This window comes from Micromonospora sp. C28ISP2-4 (assembly GCF_030519385.1).
Classification (GTDB): Bacteria; Actinomycetota; Actinomycetes; order Mycobacteriales; family Micromonosporaceae; genus Micromonospora; species Micromonospora tulbaghiae.
The window spans coordinates 112,668-129,921 of the sequence record NZ_JAUMKG010000005.1 but is presented as its reverse complement, the minus strand read 5'-3'; the positions used below and the strand labels follow the sequence as shown (position 1 = coordinate 129,921).

Genomic DNA, 17,254 nt, shown 5'->3' with positions numbered 1-17,254 from the left:
AACTAAAGTACCGGAAGTATCTTGTACTCACGACGGTAAAGTACCCCCGGTACGTTGTCAACGTACCGGGGGTACTTAAGTTAGGCTGGCGAGGTGACATTCCAGCGGGCGCGAACCGAGGAGCAGCGGGAGGTCCGTCGGCGGGCGATCCTCGACGCGGCGTCGGCGATGCTCGACGAGATGCCGGTGGCCGCCGTCACCCTGAACGAACTCAGCCGCCGGGTCGGCCTGGCGAAGCCGAACGTGCTGCGCTACTTCGAGTCCCGCGAGGCGGTGCTGCTGGAGCTGCTGGACCGCTACCTGCGGGAGTGGCTGACCGAGCTGGCGGACGAGCTGGCCGACGGCGTCGACGCGAACCTGCCGATGGCCGAGCGGGCGACGGCCGTGGCCGGGATCCTCAGCCGCTCGCTCGCCCGCCGGTCGGTGATGTGCGACCTCTTCGGGGCGCAGGGCAGCGTCCTGGAGCACAACGTCTCCGTCGAGGTCGTGGCCCGCTACAAGCGCGCCTCCCTGGACCGCCTGGCGGCCATGACCGCCCTGGTGCGCAAGCACCTGCCGGAGCTGGGCGAGAACGCGACGCTGTTCAGCCTCCAGACCATGGTGCTGGCGGGCGCGCTGTCGGCGTACAGCACGCCCCCGCCGAGCCTTGCGGCGGCCTACCGGGCCGAGCCCGACCTGGCCCGCCTGTACCTGGAGATGGCGGACTCCCTGACCATGGCCCTGACCGCGACGCTTCTGGGCGTGCTGCCCCGCGACTGACCGGCTGCCCCGCGGACCACACGCCCCGCAGGCCACACGCCCCGCGGGGCCGCCGGATCGTCAGCACCAGGTCAGCGTCGAGTTGACCCGCGTGACGTTGCTGATCGTGTTGTTCGCCCCGCCGCACGGGCTCTGGGTGATGTTCGTGTCGGTGACAGTCAGATTCTGGAAACGGATGCCGGAGGAGATCGGGAACTCGGTCCGCGAGGCGATCCGCACCTCGCCGCCGCCCGTCACCGTGCCGGACACCCCGGCGATGGTGACGTTGTAGCAGTTCTCCACGAGGATCGAGTTGTTCCCGGTGTTCGAGATGGTCACCCGGTCGATGACCGCGCCGCCGGACTCCGACACGCAGAAGATCCCCCGCCCGCCACCGGACGCGATCACGGTGCCGACCCGGATGTTCGTCGGGTACGAGCTCCCGATCCGGCCGTTGCGGTTGGCCATCCGGAACGCCGCGTACCCGGTTCCGGTGCCGGCGCCCTGCGCGTCGACGGTGCCGACTGTGGCGTTGATCGTGTCGTTGAGCAGCAGACCGGAGTAGCCGGTGTTGCGCGCGGTGACGGTGCCGATGGTCAGGCCGTCCACACCGTACGTCTCCACGCCGTGCGCGCCCGTGCCTGACACGTACACGGTGTCGATGCGCACGTTGCGCACCTTGACCGCCCGGTCGCCGCCGTGGTTGTCGATGCGCACGCCCAGGCCCCCGGACAGCCGCATGTCGATCTGCCCGAGGGTCAGGTTGTTGACGTTGCGCATGAAGATCCCGTACAGCGGCGCGCCGGTGAGCGTCAGGTTCTGCACCTCGACGTCGGTGGTGCCGCGCGAGTAGACCGGCGCGTAGTCGCCGGATCCCGAGCCGGTCACGTTGATCGTGCCGCAGACCGCCAGCGTCGTGTACGACGGCAGCGACAACCGCGAGCCGGCGCTCATCGACCCGGAGCCGCGGACCACCACCCGCTGCTTGGCGGTCCGTCCGGCCGGCAGCGAATTCACCGCGGCCTGCATCGCCGACAGCATGTCCGAGCCCGAGTACACGGTCGACGATCCGTTGCGGGCCGTCCAGGTGCCGCCGTTCAGCACCGCCTCGGCCTGGTAGGAGCCGCTGCCACACCCGGTGGACGGCGGCGGCGTGGTCGGTGTGCCGCCGGTGCCCACGCGGACCATCTGCCACTGCTGGTTGGTGCCGTTGAGGTCGGCGTACTGGCTGACCCGGGCACCGTCGGCGGTCGACCTCTCCCAGACCTCCAGTGCCTTGCCGGAGTGCCTGTTGATCAGCCGGATGTAGCCGCCGTCCGAGTCGCGCACCTGGAACTGCTGGTTGGCGGCGTTGAGGTCGGGCCACTGCCGGTACTCCGCGCCGTCGGCGACGTTCCACTCCCACAGGTCCACCACCTTGCCGCTGTGGCGGGCCCGCAGCCGGTAGTAGCCGCTGCCGGAGGACACGAACTGGAACTGCTGCCACTCGCCGTCGTTGCGGGACCACTGCTGGATCGCCGCGCCGTCGCTGGTCGAGGTGTCCCGGACGTCGAGGACCTTGCCGCTGTTGCGGTTGACGAGGACGTACCAGGCGCTGGTGTCGATGGTGGCCGCCTGCGCCGAGGGCGCGGCCACCACTGCGGCGCCGGCCACGGCGGCCAGCGCCGCCACCAGGACAAGCGCCAGGCCGGCCCGGCGCCGGCCCCGGCCTCGGGCGGGCGACGTCACTGCGGGGTTGAGCATCGTTCGACCTCCGGGAAGGGGGTACGCCGGGTCCGGCGCAGCGGTTGTCGGGGCGCCTACTCCAGGTGGAAGGTGGCCGCGGCCCGGTCGGCACTCGTGCTCACCGTTTCGAGCTGGAGCAGTCCGTCGCGGTGGCGGACGTACCGGCCCGGGTAGTTGTGCGATTCGAGCGAGATCGCCTCGGCTGCGGCCAGGCCGGAGCGACGCTGGAAGCTCGCGTCGTTGTCGAACAGGGCCGAGCCGTCGTCGCGTTCGACGTAGAGCGCGAAGGCCCGGTGCCGCAGGTAGTAGCCGGGGAAGTTCGTCGACTCCAGGGACACCGATCCGGCGCCGGCGAGGCCGGGGACGATGCGGAACTGCGAGTCGGCCAGGTTCGTCACGTTCGGCTCGACCCGGGCCCGGTAGTCGTAGTGCCGGACGTAGCTCGCGGTCAGGTCGTGCGACCGCAGCCGGACCGGGGTGGCCCCGTCGGGTACGGGGATGCCGAGGTTCGGCGTGCCGTCGGCGTTCCAGTACAGCTTCTGGATCCTGGTCCGCCGGTTCGGGTCGTCGAGCGGGTCGCCGCTGATGTCCCGGTAGTTGCGGTCGTGGTAGACCAGGATGTCGCTCTGCCCGTCCTCGGAGACGGTGAAGGAGTTGTGCCCGGGGCCGTACTGGCCGGTGGCAGCGTTACTGGCGAACACCGGGACCGGGCTCTTGCTCCAGGAGGCGGCGTCGAGCAGGTTCGCGCCGGCCGAAGCGGTGAGCATGCCGAGGCAGTAGTTCGCGTCGGTGGCGCTGGCCGAGTACGTGAGGAAGACCCGGCCGTTGCGCTGGATCACCGCCGGACCCTCGGCGACCCGGTAGCCGCGGGTCTCCCAGTCGTACGCCGGCACGACCAGCCGGGCCACCGGGCCGGTGATCTGCCACGGCTCGGCGCCCATCCGGGCGAGGTAGACGTTGGAGTTGGTGGAGATGCCCGGCTCCTGCTGGGCCCAGGTCAGGTACCGCACCCCGTTCACCACGAACGTCGAGGCATCCAGGCTGAACGTGTCCCACGGCGTGGTGATCCGGCCGCGTTCGGTCCAGGACCCGGTCAGCGGGTTGGCGCTCGCGTTCTCCAGCACGTACATCCGGATCCGCCACACGTCGTCGGTCCGCCCGGCGGCGAAGTAGACGTACCATCTGCCGTTCATGAAGTGGATCTCCGGAGCCCAGATGTGGGCGCCCATCTCGCCGCTCGTGTGCCGGCGCCAGATCGTCGTCTCGGTGGCGGTGGCCAGCCCCTGCAGCGTGGTGGCCCGCCGCAGCACGATCCGGTCGTACTGCGGCACCGTCGCGGTCATGTAGTAGTAGCCGTCGGTGTGCCGGACGATGTGCGGGTCGGCCCGCTGGTTCACCAGTGGGTTGGTGTGGTTCACGGCCGGCGCCGCCTGTGCGGGGCCGGGCACGGCGAGGCCGGCCGAGGTGGTGAGCAGCGCGAGCGCCGCGGCCAGGATCGGCCGCAGACGCCGGCGGGCCGGTTCGCCGGTACGGCGGCGGGCCGGGTGGAGGAAGTGCCGAGGCGACATGTGCGCCCTCCCAGGTGGGCGGTTCAGTACACGTAGGGCCAGGCAGCGACGTCGTAGCCGATGCGGTTGACGCCGAGCAGCGACGCGCCGTCGTCGGCGTAGTAGTGGTAGAAGAGGACGTCGCCGTCGGTGTCCGCGAGGACGGCCTGGTGGCCGGGGCCGTGCACGCTGCCGTGCGAGGCCAGGATCTGCGTGCCGCCCCCGGCGAGCATGTCCCGGCCCGCGCGGTCCACGAACGGCCCGGTGGGGCTCGCCGAACGACCGACCATGATCCGGTACGTGCTGGCGGCGCCCTGGCAGCACCTGTCGAACGAGACGTACAGGTAGTACCAGGAGCCGCGCTTGACCAGGACCGGCGCCTCGATGCCGGGACCGTAGTTCGCGAGCGCGTACATGGCGGTGCCGAGCCGGCGCCCGGTGGCCGGGTCGATCGGGATCATCTTGACGCCGGACCAGAACGAGCCGAAGCTGAGCCACCAGCGGCCCTGGTCGTCGACGGTGAGGTTCGGGTCGATGGCGTTGAAGTCGTCGGTGGTCCGCGACTCGACGACCAGCCCTTCGTGGGTCCAGCTCCCGGCGTTCCCGGTGGTGCTGGTGGCCAGGAAGATCGCCGAGCGGTTGGAGCCGAACGTCGACGCCGAGTAGTACAGGTGGTAGCGCCCGTTGCGGTACGACAGGTCCGGGGCCCACAGGTTGCGGGCTCCCCCGGTGTACGTGGTGGTCCACGGCGCGCCACCGGGGAAGACGGCACCCGCGTTGCGGAAGGTGACCCGGTCGGCGGAGGTCTTCAGCGCGACGTTGTCACCGGTGTGCGCGACGAGGTAGGTGCCGTCGGGCCGCTTGACCACGGTCGGGTCGTGGACGCCGATGTCGCCGGACACCCGGCCGGGCTGCGGGTAGGCCGGTGCCGGGGTGGTCGGCGCCGGGGTGGGCGTGCCGCCGCCCAGCCGGATCAGCTGCCACTGCTGGTTGGCGGCGTCGAGATCGGCGTAGCCGGCCAGCCGGCCACCGTCGGCGGTCGACCACTGCCACACGTCGACGACCTTGTTCCACTGCCGGTTGACGAACCGCACGAACCCGCCCGCGGAGTCCTGCAACCGGAACTGCTGGGTGGCAGACGAGCGGTCGGTGCTCTGCACGAGCTGGGTGCCGTCGCCGCCGGCCGGCAACTCCAGCACCTTCCCGCTGTGCCGGGACCGCACCTTGTAGAACCCGCCGCCGGCGTCCACGAACTGCCACTGCTGCACCGCGAGGTCGTTGCGCGTCCACTGGTTCACCGGCGCGTTCTCCGCCGTCGACCAGTCGTACAGGTCCATCGCCTTGCCGCTGTGCCGGTTCACGAACACGTACGCCGCGGACGTGTCGACCGTCGCCGCCGACGCCGGGGGCGTCCCGGCCACCACCCCCGCGGCGAGGGCCAGCGCCGCCGACACCACGACCGCCGCCGTACGCGTTCTCCGAGCGCTCCCTGTCACCGAGAACCTCCTGCGCCTGGTCGTCACCGGCCGGCCGCGGCGGCTCGCCTCACCCGTGACACTCGTGGCAACGGCATTACCTGAAAGTTACGGCAATGTTCTCGTTAACATCGACGAGTGTCAAGGTATTCACTCCGGGGCGGCCGTCGCGTCCACGATGGAGACGGGCGTGCCCAGCTCAACCGTCCGGGACACGGTGCAGAGCCGGTCGTGCGACTGCCGCAGGGAACGTGGCAGCATCTCCCGGGCCCGGTCACCGTCCGCACCGTCCGGGAACGTCACCGCGAACGTGACGGTGAGGTTCTCCATCCGGTTCCCGCTCTCCGGGTCGCGGATCTTGTCGCCGCTCACCGTGACGGCGAACCGGGTCGGCTCGGCGCGCCGGCTGGTCACGTGGTCGACGTCCACGGCGGTGCAGCCGCCGAGGGCCGCCAGCAGCAGCTCCACCGGCGTGAAGGTCGCGTCCTCCCCCGTACCCATCGCAAGCTCGCCGCCGCGGGCGTTGCGCGCCACGTATCTGCCCACGCTAGTGCGCTCGATCTCCACCGACCGGAAGGTGTCGTCACTCATGCGACGAACCTACCGAAAAGCGTTCCGCGAACGTGCGGTACACCGGACACCGACAAGCGCTCCGGGCCCGAGGCGGCGGGCGGCCCGCGACCTCGGCTCGTACGTCACCTCCACGTCGGCGGCGATCCAGTGCGGAGGGCCGTCGCCGCTCCCGGGGGCGGGTCGCGCGACCCGTCCGACACAGGGCATAGTGGCCCGCGGCTCCATCGACCGATGTTGCCCGCTCTCGGCGAAGGTGGTGGGAAGTGACGACGCGCTCACGTTTCCGACGGGCCCGGGCGGCCGTACCGGCCGTGCTGGCCGTGCTGGCCGTGCTGGCCGGAGGGACGCTCGCGGTGGCGGCGACACCGGCGACGGCCGCGCCGGAGACGGTGAGCATCCTGAGCGTGTCGGCGGAGAACGTGAAGCCCCGCGAGACGGTACGCGTGCAGTTCCGCGTCACCAACAGCGGACGCCGGGCCGAGACGGCGATCGTGGTGGTGGGCGGCGGCCTGCAGTGCGCCACCGGCTGCCGGGTCGAGCCGAAGCTCGGTCCCGGCCAGAGCCAGACCTTCGGCGCGACACTCGTCGCCCCGGATGCCCACCCGGGCGAGACCACCGGCCTCAACATCTCGGTCGGCGTGCGGCTCGCCGGGCAGAACAGCTACGCCTACAAGATGGTCTACGTCCACGGGCCGGGCGCCTCGCCCACCGGCGGGGCCGCACCGGCGGCCGGGGTGAGCGGGGTCACCGGCCGGGTCCGCGACGCCGACGGAAAGGCGATCGGCGGCGCGGAGCTGACCATCCGGGACAGCGCCGGTCACGAGTACCGGACGACCAGCAACCGCAGCGGCCAGTTCTCGATCACCTCGAAGGCCGGCCGGACGATCGCCGAGGGATCCATCACGGTCCGTGCGGCCATGGACGGCTACCGCACCGCCCGCGCGACCGTACGGGGCAGGGCCGGTGACGTCGCCACCGTACGGCTGACCCTTGCCGCGGTGGCCACGCCGGCCACGACGTCGCCGTCGCCCACCGCGGAGGCGAGCCCTCTCGCCGCGGCGGCCGAGGACGACGTCCCCGCGACGACGCCGCCCACGTTCAAGGCCGCCGGCGAGGAGAGCGGCAGTACGTCGATGTTCCTCCTGGGCGGCCTGCTGGTCGCTGCGGGCCTGGGCGCGCTCGCGCTGGTGCTGGTGCGGCGGAGGAACGCGGCCGGCGCGGTGGCGGATGCGGCGGCTCCCCCGGCGGCCTGGCTGCCGGCGCCGCCCGCTGGAAGCATGGCCGATGCTCCGACGGCGATCCTGCACATCGGTCCGGCCGCCGACGGCTCCCCGCACTCGTACTCCCCGCATTCGTACGGCACGCCCCCGCAGGGCGCCGGCCACCAGCACGGCTACCGAGGCTGAAGACCGTCGCCGGCCGGGGGGCTCGCTCCGGTGGCGGCCACTGTACCGGTCGAGTAGGCTCGGGCTATACCGGTCCAGGAGCCTGCCCAATTCTCGTTGAGAAGTCTCCTCCGATGAGCCCTCTCGCGGAGCCGTCGCAACATCGATCCCAGCGACGGCCAACCTCCAATAATGGCGATCCGCGATTCCGCGCGCTGCCTGGTCACATCGCTCTCCGCCAATTTCGCGACCTCCTGAAGCGCCGAGGATCGTTTACGCAGTTTTAACCGAGCGCCCCGACGGACCGCCCTTTCCGAGCCGTTCGGCACCGCCCGACAGCGCGTCTCCTCGTCGGCCTGATGCCTGTTCAGGGCCGCTTCGGCCGCCCATACGACAGAAGACGTAAAACCGGTTTCGGATCTGTTAACAGCTCGCGTTCACGCCGCTGGTTCACATCCCTGAAGATCAGCATGCGCCGATGAAATGTTGCAGGCCCTCCGGCCACATGCTCTACTGAGCGCAGCCTCAGTGCGAAATCCTGTCAACGAATGCCTTCTTATCGGAAGGATTTTGCTTTGACGTCTATCTATCTCGACTCCGGCGACTCCGAGCAGATACGGGCCGCCGCCGAGGACTGCCTCATCAGAGGTTTCACGACCAATCCCACACTGCTGCGGCAGGTGACCGACGATCCGCTCCGTCACTGCTCCGAGCTTCTCGGCAAGTACGACCGGCTGGAGGTCTTCTACCAGCCGACCGGGGCGTACGGAGACCTCGAGGCGGAGAGCTGGGCGGCCTGGCGGCTGGACCCGCACGGATGACGCTGAAGCTGATGTCGACACCCACCGGCATCGCGCTGGCCCGCCGGCCGGGCCGACGACGCCGGCCGGGCCGACGACGCCGGGCAGGACGACGGCACCGGGCGGACCGACGACCGGCCCGTCGCCGGTCCGGCGGTGCGCTGACCAGGACCGCCCGACGACAGCGGCAACGGCCCAGCGGCCCGCGCTCACGTACCGGCTCCGAGTTGCCGCATCCGACGGTGCCCGATCCACGCGGTCCTGCCCGTCAGGCCCGGCGATCGTGTCATGGGAAGGCGCACGGTGAAGCGGGCTCCCCGCCCCGTCCGGCCCTCGGCCTCGATCGTGCCGTGGTGACTCGTCACGACCTCCTGGAGCAGGGCCAGTCCCAGGCCGAATCGGCGGTCGCCGGCGCCCGCGCCCCTGTGGAACCGGTCGAAGATCCGGCGGGCGTCCGCCTGGTCGAAACCCTTCCCGGTGTCGGCGATCACGATCTCGGCGACGTTCTCGACGGCACGGAGCGTCACGTCGATCCGGCCGCCCGCGGGGGTGTGGGCCAGCGCGTTCGCGAGCAGTTCGCCGACGACCCGGCGCAGGGCCGATTCGACACCCGGCACCGGCAGCGGAGCGGCGGGGGTGTCCAGGGTGAGTGTCACCGCGCGCTCGGCCGCGCGTTCGGCCTCGGCGGCGAGCGTCGCGCCGATCAGCGAGGTGAGGTCGACCGGCGGGTCCGGTTCCCGGTCGGCGGGAGCGGCGGCGAGACGGGCCGAGAGCAGCAGGTCGTCGACGATCTCGCCGAGCCGGCGGGTGGTGCCGATCAGTCGCTCCAGGTCGTCCAGGTTCGTGGCGGCGCCGTCGTGGCGCGCCCGCCGCGCGATCAGCTGGGCCCGGGTGTGCACCTGGGCGATCGGGGTCCGCAGCTCGTGGCTGGCGTCCGCGACGAAGCGGCGCTGCCGAGTCAGGGCCTCCGCGAGTGGCGCGACGGCACGCCGGCCGACGACCATGCCGGTCAGCACGGCGGCGAGCAGCCCGACCACAGCCGCGAGGCTGAAGGCGAGCAGGAGGTGCCGGCGGTCGGACAGCTGGAAGCGGGCGTCGAACACCGCCTGGACCACACCGTCGCCGCGGGCCTCGGTGCGCACGTGGTAGGTCGTCCCGTTACGCGTGACAGTGGTGATCTCGGTGGCCCCGGTGGCCGCCACCGTGGCCAGCGCGTCGTGCAGCGGGAAGCCCGGTGGTGGCGGGTTCGCGCCGGTGTGCACGGTGGCGCCCTCGTACTCGAAGATCCAGCTACAGGCGGGCGGGCCGGCGATGGTGCCGTGTTCGGTGCCCCACGCCAGCTCACGCTGGATCTGCGCGTCCTGGCCGCGGACCAGGACCGCGTAGGAGATGCCGCCCGCCAGCAACAGCAGGGCGCCGATAGTGAGGCCGACGAACAGGCCGATCCGGAGCCGGGTCCGCCGCACGATCGTCTGCTCGACCGCCTCCATCAGAGCGTTCCGAGGCGGTAGCCGAGGCCGTGCACGGTGCGTACCGCCGCACGGCCGAGTTTGCGCCGCAGGTAGTAGACGTAGGTGTCGACTATCGACGCCGCCGCGGCCTCCTCGAAGACCTTGCGGCGCAGCACCGCGCGGGGATGCACCGTGTTCGGCCGGGCCGCCAGCACACGCAGCAGCTCGAACTCACGGGTGGACAGGGCCACCCGGGTGCCGTCGGGCAGCACCGCTTCGCGTGGCCCCAGGTCGAGCACCCCGGCGCCGATGCGCAGCACGTCGGTCGGCTCGGGCGTACGCCGGCACAGCGCCCGCACCCGCGCGCTCAGTTCGTCGAGGTCGAAGGGCTTGACCAGGTAGTCGTCGGCGCCCGCGTCGAGCCCGGCGATCCGGTCGTCGACGGTGCCGAGCGCCGTGAGCATCAGCGTCCGGGACGGCACCGCCCGGGCGCGTAGCCGGGCGACCAGGTCGAGGCCGTCGAGCGCCGGCAGCATCCGGTCGATGACCATCACGTCGTACGAGCGGGTCAGCCCGAGATGCAACCCGCGCTGGCCGTCGAAGGCCCGGTCCACCAGGTAGCCTTCATGACCCAGTGTCTCGGTGAGCATCTCGGTCAGATCCGCGTCGTCCTCGACCAGCAGCAGCCGGTTCGATCTTCCGCCCCGCATATGTTAACGATCCCATAGATGAGGACCGATGGAAGCGTCGGTATTTGCATCTTCAACTATCTGAAACCGCCAGCGCGGGGGTGCGGACGCTGTCGGGCCGTTGCGCCTCCCGGCGCTCGATCCAGCTCAGCGCCGGCGTCGTCATCAGCGTCGTGACCAACGCGACCAGCACCAGCACCGTGAACAGGGACGGGTTCACGATTCCCGCCTCCAGTCCCACGTTCAGCGCGATGAGCTGCATCAGGCCGCGGGCGTTCATCAGCGCGCCGACCCGCAGCGCGACACCCTGCGGCTCACCGCGGAACCGGGCCGCCGCCCAGCAGGCACCGAACTTGCCGGCGATCGCCGCCGTCACGCAGGCCAGCGCGAACAGCAGCACCGGCAGGGAACCGAGCAGCCCGAACTCCGTGCGCAGACCCGAGTACGTGAAGAACAACGGCAGGAAGAGCGTCGCGGCGACCGGAGTGAGCGTGCCCACCACCTTGTCGGTGTTGTCGGTGCGGGGCATCACCACGCCGACCGCGAACGCGCCGAAGACCGCGTACAGCCCGATCTCGTCGGTGTACCAGGCGACCAGGAACAGCAGGGCGACGGTGCCGAGCAGCCGGGCGCGGTCGTTGAGGGCGCGGTGGGTCATCAGCGTCGAGGTGACCGCACGCCCGCCGAGCCAGAGCACCAGTCCGAAGAGGAGCGCCCCGCCCGCGGTGACGATGGCGGGGCCGGCCTCGCCGGAGGCGAAGGCCAGGACGGCGGCCAGCATGATCCAGGCGGCCATGTCGTCGATCGCGCCGCTGGCCAGGGAGAGCGTGCCGTGCCGGGTGCCGGCGTGCCCGTGCTCGGTGATGATGCGGGCCAGCATCGGGAACGCGGTGATGGCCAGCGCGACGCCGACGAACGCGGCCGAGACCCCGAGCGACGTGCCGTCGGCCCGGATCGGCACGGCGCCCGCCGTCACCAGGACCAGCAGCACCCCCAGCACGAGCGGCGCGGTGACCCCGGCAAGTGAGATCACTCCGGCGGTGCCGGCCAGTCCGGTGACCCGGTGGGCGCTGAACGCGTACCCGGCCTGGAACATGAACAGCACCAGGCCGACCTGACCCACCACGTAGAGGACCGGCAGCAGCGGGGCGGGGAAAAGGGCGTTCTGCACGTCCGGCAGGAGAAGCCCGAGCAGCGACGGGCCGAGCAGCACGCCGGCGAGCATCTCGCTGACCACGGCGGGCTGGCCCGCCTTGCCGAGAAGCCAGGCGACCCCCTTGCAGAAGATCAGGATCACGGTGACCGCGATGAAGAACCGCGGCGCCAGCTCCGTTGGTGTCATCGGGCAGCCCTCTCGAAGTAGTCGGTGCACAACCGTTGCCGGCGGGCGTCGATCACCATCCAGGTGCCGAACACCAGTTGCCGCACACTGCGGCCCGCGTCTGCCCACCGGTCCCGTGACCGCATCGCGGCCAGCCGCAGCCGCCCCGGACCGGTGCACCCGGCCGGAGTCAGATACGCCGGACCGCGGCTGGGCAGCGAGCGGGTGTGCGAGGCCGAGGAGGTCAGGACGTACCGGCGCAGCACCTCGCGGGTCGCGGCGCGCAGCATCACCGGCGCGACGCCGCGGGCCGGGCAGGCCCGGTTCGCGGTGACCCCGTACGGGATGAAGTGCGCGTCGCCGCGCTTGAGCGTCAGCCACCGGTCCGGGTCGAACCGGTCGTCCCCGGCGGCTCCGCCGCGGTGGAACGCCAGGTAGTTGAAGAGCAGCACCGTTCCGGCGGGCAGGGAAACGCCGGTGGGCAGCGTGATCGGCGCCGACGTGATCCGGTGCGCCACGCCGAAGAGCGGGTGCACCCGCAACGTCTCGTCGATCACCCGGTCCAGCGCCTCGTCGTCGTCGAGTCCCCGCTGGAGATCGGGATGTGTGGCGAGGGCGAGCAGCACGTGCGCCATCGCCTCGGACATCTGCACCACAGCGGTGTTGAAGAAGGCGCCCTGGAGATACCAGGCCGTCTCCTGGGCGGTGAACGGCGGCGGCAGCGTCACCGGGCAGGTACCCGCCTCGATCCGGTCGTGCAGATAGGCGGTCAGCCGGTCGCGCCGCCGCATGTGCCGCAGGCCGGTGCACTTGAGCCCGTTGACCACGTCGTCGGCGTTGGCGACGATCAGCGCCCGCGCGTCATCGGGGCACGCCTCACCGAAGACGAGTTCGTAGTAGACCTCGGCCCAGACCGGCATCATCAGGTCGCGCAGCCGTACGTGGCTGGTCCGGCCGGCCGGCAACCGGTCGAGCACCCGCCGGGTGGCGGCGGTCGCGAGGTCGTCGCAGCGCCCGCGGCGTACCGCCAGCACCCGCCGGGTCGTCGCGGCCACGGTCCGGTAGCGCTCCCCCGGCTCCAGATGTTCCTGGTGCATGTGCGGTCCGGGCGCCAGCCAGTACCAGAACAGGTCCGACAACCCGGCCCCCCGGCTACGCCCGTCCGCCGCCGGATCGGAGTACACCCGCTCGAAGTGCTCCACCCCGACTGCGGGGCCCGGCACCGGTACGCCCTCGACGCCGTTGACCTTGACGAACACCCACTCCCGCAGCCGGACCACGGTCCGGGGCAGCCAGTACGGGACGGTCCACGCGATCCCCGCCAGGACCAGCAGGACGATCAGGGCGCTCATCCGCACGCCACCGTGGCGACCAGATCACCGCGCAGGTCGGCCGGACCGGTGGCGCCGGCCAGCGCCAGCGCCCGGTCGAGGTCGGCGTGCAGCAGGTCGAGCACGTGGCGTACCCCGGCGGCGCCGCCCACCGCGAGCCCCCACAGCACCGGGCGTCCGACCAGCACCGCGCTCGCGCCGAGCGCCAGCGCCACCAGGACGTCGGCTCCCCGGCGGACACCGCCGTCGAGCAGCACCGGCAACCGCCCGCCGACCGCCTCGACGACCGCCGGCAACGCGTCCAGGGTGGCGAGCGCCCCGTCGAGCTGCCGGCCGCCGTGGTTGGAGACCAGCAGACCGTCGAGACCGTACGAGACGGCCAGCGCCGCGTCAGCGGGATGCAGCACCCCTTTCAGCAGGATCGGCAGCGTGGTGACCTCGCGCAGCCAGGCGATCCGGGCCCAGTCCAGCCCGGCGTCCATCCCGATGTCGCGTACCCGGCCGCTCGCGTCGCGCATGTTCTCGCAGACCAGCCCGGGCGGCAGGTCGACGAAGCCGTGCCGCAGGTCGCGTTCCCGCCGGCCGAACACGGGCGAGTCGACGGTGACGACCAGGGCCGAGCAGCCGGCCGCCTCCGCCCGCCGCACCACCGACGCGGTGAAGTCGAGGTCCGCCTGCGGGTAGAGCTGGAACCACAGCGGCCCGCCGGCGGCGGCGATCTCCTCGACCGGCCGGGTGGCCGCCATGCTGACCACCATGATCGTGTCCGCCTCGGCGGCGGCGCGCGCGGTGGCCACCTCGCCCTCGGGGTGGGCCAGCCGGTGGAACGCGGTCGGCGCGATCAGCACCGGCATCGAGATCCGCGTGCCGAGCAGCGAGGTCCGCAGGTCGCGCCGGCCCGCGCCGCGCAGGACGCGGGGCACCAGGTAGCGCCGCGCGAACGCCGCCTCGTTGGCGCGGACGGTGCGTTCCTCGCCGGACCCACCCGCGAAGAAGTCCCAGTGCACCGGGTCCAGGCGGCCCCGCGCGTCGGCGGCCAGCTCGGCCAGGTTCAGCGCCGGGCCGTCCAGCGCGGTGCCGTCCAGCGGACGCATCTCAGCCCTCGACGCCGCTCAGGCAGCGGTCGACGAACGCGACCAGCGGCGCGACGTGGGTCTCCGGCCGATCCCATCGGTTCTCCAGGTTCTCCGCCAGGTGGTGGGTGGCGACGACCCGGCCCGCCCGGTGGTGGCGGACGACCGGGTGCAGGTAGGCCGCGTCGTGGGCCTGGCCGGGGACGTCCTGGGCGACCCGGCTGACCGTGACGTCGAACGGATCCACCCGGTCGTGCTCGGGGCCGTACTCCAGGGTGACCACGAAGGCGTCCGTGTAGTCGTGGTCGGGGGTGCGCAGGCCGGTGCCGGTGAAGTACTCGACCGGCACCTCGTCGTGGTAGCGCGCGTCGGTCCCGGCCACCGTGACCACGTCGCCGAGGAAGCCGAACTGCTGCCACAGGGCGGAGGTGCGGTTGACCCGCGCGACGACGGCGTCGGCGATCGACTCGCCGGTGGCGTCCAGCTTCTCCGCCGGCCACGGCGTGTCCCCGTACCGTCGCTCCAGGATCCGGTGCAGCGCCCGGACGGCGTAGCGGAAGCCGTGGATGAAGCCGCTCGTCGAGCGTTTGAAGTCCCGTTCCTGGCTGATCGTGCCGGCGAAGTAGAGGCCGGGCACGTTCACCGACTCCCACGCCGGGGTCTGCGCCGGGAAGCGGCCCCTGATCGCGAGTTCCGGACGGCAACTGTCGTCGAAGACGGACGCGTCGAAGGCGAACCCGGTGCAGGCGAGCACCCGGTCGTACCGCAGTTCCTTGACCACCTCGTTCGCGCGGGAGAACGAGAACGTCACCGCGTAACCGGCGTCGTCGCGCTCGATGCGTCTGACCTCGCCGTCCAGGATCGCGTTCGCCGACTTCAGCTGGTAGGTGTCCAGGAAGTTGTTGTTCACCGCGCGCAGGTGCCCCACGTAGTGCGTGCGCCAGGCCATCCGCACCGAACTCGGCCCGGCGACGTGGATCAGCGTGGTGGTCTCCATCAGGTTGTCGGCGGTCTCGAACGCGGAGTTCCCCTTGCCGATGATCAGCACCTTCTGGTCGAGGTAGTCGCGCGGGTCGACGGACATGTCCGCGTACTGTTCGGCGAGTTCCAGCCCGGGGATCTGCGGCAGGTACGGCCGGGAGACGCCGGTGGCGACGACCAGCCGGCGCGCCCGGAAGACCTCCTCCCCCGCCCGGACCTCGAACACCCCGTCGGCCTTGCCGATCGACGTCACGCGGGTCCCGTACCGGACCCGTACGCCGGTCTTCGCGGCGAAGTCCGCCAGGTAGCGGAGCATCACGTCGGCGTCCGGGAAGTACCGCTCGGTGTAGCCGGTGAACCGCAGCGCCGGGTCGTCGCTGAGCAGCGAGTTCCAGTCCAGCCGCAGGTTCAGCTCCGGGTCGTCCGAGCCGGTGCGCGGCTTGTTGATGGAGATCAGTTGCCGGTGGCGGGGAAAGGTGGCGAAGAACGCCCCCGGAATGTCCGCCTGTTCCAGGACCAGATAGTCGCGCTTGCCGTCGGCCTCCAGCAGAGCCGCGAGTTGCAGGCCCGCCGGCCCGGCCCCGACGATCAGGTAGTCAAGCGTCATGTGCGCCCACTCTCAGGAGAAGGAAACGGAGAAGTCCGCGATCACGTCTGCCGCGCGCCGCACGTCACCGTCCAGCGGCCGGTCCGGGTCGACAGGCGGTACGACAGCGGCCACCGCCGCGAGCGCACCGGCGCAGCCGGACGCGGTCGGCGTACGCGCACCGACGTAGGCGGCCTGGCGCAGACCCAGCGCGAGCGACCCGACGACGAGATGCAGCAGCTTGGCCTGGTCCAGTGCCCGCAGCGCGGCCTGGGTGCCGAGCGGGACGACGTCCTGGTTGTGCAGGTTGGTCGGCACGCTCTGCATGCTGGCGGGCACGCTGTCCCGGCGGATCTCGGTGATCAGCGCGGTGGCCGCCAGCTGCACCCCCTGGAGCCCGTGCTGCTGTCCGGGGCCGGCGGCCAGCATCGGCGGCAGGCCGCCGTTGCGGTTCGGGTCGACGAGGAGATCCAGTTGCCGTTCGGCGAGGTTCCCGACCTGCGCCACGACCGTCGACAGCACGTCGGCGGCGAACGCGGCCGGCTGCCCGAAGAAGTTCCCGCCGTGCACCACGAGGTCGTCGCCGGGAAAGAACAGCGGGTTGTCGGTGATGCTCGCGAGGTCGGCCGCGACGACGGCGTCGACGTAGCGCAGGGCGTCCTCGGCCGCGCCGAGCAGTTGCGGCGTGCACCGGATGCTGTACGGCTCCTGCAACGGACGTCCGCCGGACGCGACGAGTCCGTCGCTGACGCGTCGCATCCGCGCGCCCACGTCGATCGCGCCCGGATGGCCGTACGCACGCAGCAGCCGGGCGTCGAGGAACTGCGTGTCGCTGCCGAGCAGATCGGCGAGCAGGCAGGTGAGCACCTGGACCGCCCGATGTGCGGCGCGGACCGCGTCCAGTGCCAGCGCTGTCGCCGCCGTGGTCAGGGATGTGCCGTTTACGAGGGCGAGCGCGTCCCGGCCGTCCAGCGGCAGCGGTTCGAGCCCGGCCAGCCTCAGCGCCTCGGCCGCGGGCATCCGTACCCCGTCCAGGTAGGCGTGGCCGCGGCCCCGTAACGCCTGGGCGGCCGCGCCCAGCGGGATCAGGTCACCACTGGCGCCGACCGAACCCAGCCGGGGCATCGCGGGCACGAACGTGGTCGCGAGCATCGCCGCGAGCGCGTCGATCACGTGCGGGGACACGCCCGACGCGCCGCGGGCCAGCGAGGCGGCCCGCAGCAGCAGCGTCGCGCGGACCACCTCCGGGTCGAGGTCCGGGCCCTGACCGGCGCCGAGGTGGGCGAGCGTGTTGTCGGCCTGGTCACGCAGGTCGGCGCGGCCCGCGTACCCGACGAGGGCGCCGAAGCCGGTGGTGGCGCCGTAGACCGCGCGGTCGTCGCCGAGCACAGTGGACAAGAAGGTACGGGCGGCAGTGACCCGGTCGCGGACCTGCGGGCCGGCCACGACCTTGATGGGGTCGCGGGCGGCGCGGAGATCGGCGATCCGCAGTGGGACATCGAGGTCCACCTCTGTCGTCATGCGATCGCACCCTAGAGACGAATTCTCAGAACGCTCTGAGATCGAGTCGCTACGTTGC

General features: G+C 71.7%; 14 protein-coding genes. 3 read left to right on the top strand and 11 right to left on the bottom strand.

The features are described from left to right. Nucleotides 1-93: 93 nt before the first annotated feature. Nucleotides 94-759, top strand: a complete 666-nt coding sequence (locus Q3W68_RS19455) for a TetR/AcrR family transcriptional regulator (RefSeq protein ID WP_302906795.1) — start codon at nt 94-96, stop codon at nt 757-759. Nucleotides 760-819: 60 nt separating this feature from the next. Here Q3W68_RS19455 and Q3W68_RS19450 read toward each other — a convergent pair whose 3' ends face one another. The 4 genes from Q3W68_RS19450 to Q3W68_RS19435 form a co-directional block, all read right to left on the bottom strand. Continuing rightward, a complete protein-coding gene (locus tag Q3W68_RS19450; protein ID WP_302906794.1) occupies nt 820-2,481 on the bottom strand; it encodes an RICIN domain-containing protein in 1,662 nt (553 codons plus the stop codon). A 56-nt stretch (nt 2,482-2,537) separates the two neighbouring features. Beyond that, nucleotides 2,538-4,031, bottom strand: coding sequence for a family 43 glycosylhydrolase (locus Q3W68_RS19445; protein ID WP_302906793.1), 1,494 nt, complete (start codon nt 4,029-4,031; stop codon nt 2,538-2,540). A gap of 23 nt (nt 4,032-4,054) precedes the next feature. Continuing rightward, complete coding sequence (locus tag Q3W68_RS19440; RefSeq protein ID WP_302906792.1) at nt 4,055-5,506, bottom strand: family 43 glycosylhydrolase; 1,452 nt, start codon at nt 5,504-5,506, stop codon at nt 4,055-4,057. 129 nt (nt 5,507-5,635) lie between these two features. After that, nucleotides 5,636-6,076 (bottom strand): OsmC family protein, encoded by a 441-nt coding sequence (locus Q3W68_RS19435; RefSeq protein ID WP_302906791.1) that lies wholly within the window; start codon nt 6,074-6,076, stop codon nt 5,636-5,638. A gap of 245 nt (nt 6,077-6,321) precedes the next feature. Between Q3W68_RS19435 and Q3W68_RS19430 the strand changes: the two genes are divergently transcribed. Next, complete coding sequence (locus tag Q3W68_RS19430) at nt 6,322-7,464, top strand: carboxypeptidase-like regulatory domain-containing protein (protein WP_302906790.1); 1,143 nt, start codon at nt 6,322-6,324, stop codon at nt 7,462-7,464. 554 nt (nt 7,465-8,018) lie between these two features. Continuing rightward, entirely contained in the window at nt 8,019-8,264 is a 246-nt protein-coding gene (locus Q3W68_RS19425; protein ID WP_302906789.1) for a transaldolase family protein, read from the top strand. Nucleotides 8,265-8,452: 188 nt separating this feature from the next. On the opposite strand, the gene Q3W68_RS19420 is transcribed toward Q3W68_RS19425, so the two are convergent. Genes Q3W68_RS19420 through Q3W68_RS19390 form a run of 7 tightly spaced genes read right to left on the bottom strand, consistent with a single transcriptional unit; the run spans nt 8,453 to nt 17,196 of the window. Further along, nucleotides 8,453-9,733, bottom strand: a complete 1,281-nt coding sequence (locus tag Q3W68_RS19420; RefSeq protein WP_302906788.1) for a HAMP domain-containing sensor histidine kinase — start codon at nt 9,731-9,733, stop codon at nt 8,453-8,455. Next, complete coding sequence (locus Q3W68_RS19415; protein WP_120570405.1) at nt 9,733-10,404, bottom strand: response regulator transcription factor; 672 nt, start codon at nt 10,402-10,404, stop codon at nt 9,733-9,735. The genes Q3W68_RS19420 and Q3W68_RS19415 overlap by 1 nt, the downstream gene beginning before the upstream one ends. 52 nt (nt 10,405-10,456) lie before the next feature. Continuing rightward, nucleotides 10,457-11,725: a cation:proton antiporter gene (locus Q3W68_RS19410; RefSeq protein ID WP_302906787.1), complete on the bottom strand. Its 1,269-nt coding sequence runs from the start codon at nt 11,723-11,725 to the stop codon at nt 10,457-10,459. Next, on the bottom strand, nt 11,722-13,056 hold the full coding sequence (locus tag Q3W68_RS19405; protein WP_302906786.1) for a cytochrome P450: 1,335 nt from the start codon (nt 13,054-13,056) through the stop codon (nt 11,722-11,724). Before Q3W68_RS19405 ends, Q3W68_RS19410 begins: the two co-directional genes overlap by 4 nt. Next, complete coding sequence (locus Q3W68_RS19400; RefSeq protein ID WP_302906785.1) at nt 13,053-14,129, bottom strand: alpha-hydroxy acid oxidase; 1,077 nt, start codon at nt 14,127-14,129, stop codon at nt 13,053-13,055. The genes Q3W68_RS19405 and Q3W68_RS19400 overlap by 4 nt, the downstream gene beginning before the upstream one ends. 1 nt (nt 14,130) lies before the next feature. Next, nucleotides 14,131-15,696: an NAD(P)-binding domain-containing protein gene (locus Q3W68_RS19395; protein WP_302906784.1), complete on the bottom strand. Its 1,566-nt coding sequence runs from the start codon at nt 15,694-15,696 to the stop codon at nt 14,131-14,133. 12 nt (nt 15,697-15,708) lie between these two features. After that, nucleotides 15,709-17,196, bottom strand: a complete 1,488-nt coding sequence (locus Q3W68_RS19390; protein ID WP_302906783.1) for an aromatic amino acid ammonia-lyase — start codon at nt 17,194-17,196, stop codon at nt 15,709-15,711. Nucleotides 17,197-17,254 lie beyond the last annotated feature (58 nt).